The sequence below is a fragment of the Actibacterium naphthalenivorans genome (genome assembly GCF_014196965.1).
GTDB lineage: Bacteria > Pseudomonadota > Alphaproteobacteria > Rhodobacterales > Rhodobacteraceae > Actibacterium_A > Actibacterium_A naphthalenivorans.
On sequence record NZ_JACIEQ010000035.1, the window covers coordinates 1 to 3,714 of the forward strand.

Annotated in this window: 2 protein-coding genes; one reads left to right on the plus strand and one right to left on the minus strand. The window is 60.1% G+C overall.

From position 1 onward, the window contains the following. Nucleotides 1–47: 47 nt before the first annotated feature. Nucleotides 48–2,930, minus strand: coding sequence for a Tn3 family transposase (locus GGR17_RS20050; RefSeq protein WP_054540555.1), 2,883 nt, complete (start codon nt 2,928–2,930; stop codon nt 48–50). A gap of 163 nt (nt 2,931–3,093) precedes the next feature. Between GGR17_RS20050 and GGR17_RS20055 the strand changes: the two genes are divergently transcribed. Continuing rightward, a complete protein-coding gene (locus GGR17_RS20055; protein ID WP_054540554.1) occupies nt 3,094–3,681 on the plus strand; it encodes a recombinase family protein in 588 nt (195 codons plus the stop codon). Nucleotides 3,682–3,714 lie beyond the last annotated feature (33 nt).

Below are 3,714 nucleotides of genomic sequence, written 5' to 3' on the forward strand. Positions count from 1 at the left end.
GGGGTCTGATGCCGGAGGGGGCAGAATAGTACGTTAAGGGGCTTTGCTTACCTTTTGGACCACCTGTATTCGCCGGTGAGGAGGATGTGGGCCCATCCGAGGGGCGAGATGTGCGCCAAAAGGTCAGGAGAGCAATCCAGTTCCGACCGACGACGTCCAGCCACAGCTTTGCCAAGATGCTTGGTGTTCCAATAGATGATGGTGGCGGCGAGCAGGTTCAGCCCGGCCATCCGGAAATGCTGCCCCTCAGTTGTTCGATCTCGGATTTCGCCTTGGCGCCCGATGCGTAGGGCATTCTTGAGGGCATGGTGCGCTTCGCCCTTGTTCAGGCCGATCTGAGCCCGGCGTTGCATGTCGGCGTCAAGCAGCCAATCGATGATGAACAGCGTCCGTTCAACCCGTCCTATTTCCCGTAGTGCCACCGCAAGCTCATGCTGCCGAGGATAGGCGGCGAATTTTCGCAACAGTTGACTTGGAGGCATTGCGCCCGCCACCATGGTGGCCGCGCTGCGCAGAATGTCGGGCCAGTTCGAACTGATGACGGGTTCCCTGATCTTGCCACCGATCAAACCTTTCAGCTCTTTTGGGCAGGATGTTGGATCGAAGAGGTAGAGGCGCTTGGATGGCAGATCACGGATGCGGGGTATGAACTGGAAGCCCAGCAGAGCGGTGACGGCGAAGACGTGGTCGGTGAAGCCGCCAGTATCGGCGTACTGCTCTGTGACCTTTCGCCCGGCGTCGGTCATCAACAGGCCATCCAGAATGTAGGGCGCTTCGTTCACCGTGGCCGGGATAGTCTGGGTGGCGAAGGGGCCGAACTGGTCGGAGACATGGGTGTAGGCTTTCAATCCGGGTTCATGGCCATACTTGGCGTTGATCAGATTCATCGCCTCGCCTTGGCGCGTTGTGGGGAAGAACTGCCCGTCACTGGACGCGGTGACACCGCTGCCCCAGAACCGGGCCATCGGCAAGGCAGATTGGCCTTCGATAACTGTGGCCAGGGCGCGTGCCATTGCCTCGCTTTCGACATGCCACCGCGACAGGCGCGAAAGTTGGAAATAATCATGGGTATTGGTGGCCCCGGCCATTTTGCTGAGGCCAAGGTTCAGTCCTTCTGCCAGCAGCACATTCAGCATGCCGACCCTGTCTTTGCACGGGGCGCCCGTGCGCAGATGGGTGAATGCTTCCGTAAAGCCGAGCTCGTCGTCCACTTCGAGCAGGAGGTCGGTGATCCTGATTTCCGGCAGGCGGCTATAAAGATCAAGCACCATGGCATCGGCCTCTTCGGGGACAGCAGCCGTCAGCCGGTCTATTTTGAGGGCGCCGTCTTCGATGGACCCGCCCGGAATGACACCGGCCCTGGCGGCGCGGGCCAATCGCTGTAGGCCCGCGGCCAGGCGAGACTTCCGATCCTCCAGCCAGGCATCCGGTTCGAACGGTATGGCCAACTTTGGCGTGACCCGGGCGACTTCGGCTGGGACCAGCGCGTCCTTTAGATCCCCATACCTGCGGGAATGTGCGAGCCAGATATCACCGGAACGGAAGGCATCGCGCAGATGGCACAGGACCGCCACGTCCCACAGTCGGTACCCATCATCGTTATTCAGGTGCCGATGCCATTTCGAGGTTCGGCGCAGAAAGGTCACGGGCCGGTCGGCGGTGGTTTCCGTTCCTGCGACGATAGCGGTGGCGGAGAGTAACGGTTCGGCTACCGGTGCGGCCTGAATATCGAGTGCCCGCAACATGCGGGGCGCATATCGTCGGAAGCGATGATACCCGTGAACAACGTGCGCGAGCGGATCGGCAGCCAATGTGTCGGTGAGTTGGGCAGCGGTGGCGACAAGCCCCCTGAGCGATGACCAGCCTCCCGCGTTTTGAACGGCCTCAATCAGGGGCGCCTGATCTTCATACGCTTCCAGCAGCGCTGATCCGAGGTTTGAGAACCCCTGCAAGGTGTCCTTCAGAGCCGCCTTTGCGTCATTCGCCTGGGCATCGCACGCGCGTTTCGCCTCGCGCCATGTCTTCCCGACGATCCGGTCATGGGTTTCGACCACAGCATCGGCAATGGCACTGCGCCATTCCAAAGCGCAGACCGCGACGATGGCAAGGCGGCGGTCGCCTGAAATATCCCGCAGATCGCCGGCGAAATACCGTTCCCCTTGCCGTCGGAGGCGAGCAATGCGGTGAGGCGGAACATCGGACAGGATGGATTGATCCAACGCTGTGCCCTGCAAGAATTCAAGCCGGTCGAGCAGGCGGTTCATATCGGCCGAGTTTCGGCCAACCTCGAATTGGCGCAGCCAGACAAAGCGGGTGACAGAGCTGTCCGCGCTTTCAGTCAGCAGTGCATCAAGCTGGCCGCGCAATTCATCATTCAGCCGGTCGGCAATCCGGGTGTCGATCCGTCGCTCGGCAGCGACAAGTGCATCCGCGCAAAGACGTTCGATAACCGTGATCCCAGGTAGAATGGTTTGGGTCGCCCGGCACTTCTCTGCAAAGCGCCGGGCCAGATCCTCGTTCGACCGGGCGGTTTCGGCTTCGCTCTCCAGCCAGGTCTTCAGGTCGCGCGCCCCTCGACCAGTAAACATCTTGTAGCCGTAAAGATTGCGCAGGGTGGCCAAGTGGTCACGGCGGGTTTCCTCCCTCGTTGCATAGTCTGCCAGATCATCGGGTCTCAGCCCGAGTTGCGCCGCCAAGAAGCGCGTCACTGCCGCAGGAATGACCTCACCGGGCGCCAGCACCCGACCTGGGTATCGCAGCGCGCAAAGCTGCAGGGCGAAGCCGAAACGATTGTGGGGGCGGCGACGGGCGCGGATAATTTCCAGATCGTCGTCCGCCAAGGTGTAGTGGCGCAGCATCGACGCTTCTTCAGTTGGCATGTCAAGCAGCGCCGCCCGCTGGCGGTCGGTCAGCATTCTCCGGCGAGGCATGTGGTTCCTTCCAAAATCATGAACATGGGTGTCCGTAAGAGGATCGATCAGCGGACATGTGTCACAAGGGTTGGCAAGGGCAGAGAAACCACGCCCCAACATATCTCGTATAGCTGGTACGATTTGATTCGCACATGTGGCCCCTTAATCGTACAATTTGAGCATGACTGTGACCAAGATTGGCTATGCCCGCTGTTCGACCGACAAACAGGATCTGACCGCACAGCGGCAGGTCTTATGCGACTTGGGGGTATCGGAGGATCTCATCTATACCGACCACGGGCTGACGGGCACCAATCGCGCCCGCCCCGGTCTCGACCAGGCACTGGCAGCCGTGCGCGAAGGCGATGTGCTGGTCGTGCCAAAACTGGATCGCCTTGCCCGGTCCGTCCCCGATGCACGCGCTATCGCAGAACAGTTGGAAAAAAAGGGCGTCAAGCTCGCCTTGGGGATGTCTATCTACGACCCGACAGATCCCATGGGCAAAATGTTCTTCAACATTCTCGCTACCTTTGCCGAGTTTGAGGCCGATCTGATCCGGTTGCGCACGAGAGAAGGCATGGCCATCGCCCGTGCAAAGGGCAAACTCCGTGGAAAACAGCCAAAACTCTCTGAAAAACAACAGAAAGAACTCGCCCGCATGCATGCAACCGGCGAGTATTCTATCAGTGATCTGGCTGAGCTGTTCGCGGTCTCCAGGCCAACGATTTACAGAACCCTGCACCGCACAGGGGCCAAAATCAGCCCTTAGCGTACTATTCTGCCCCCTCCGGCATCAGATCCC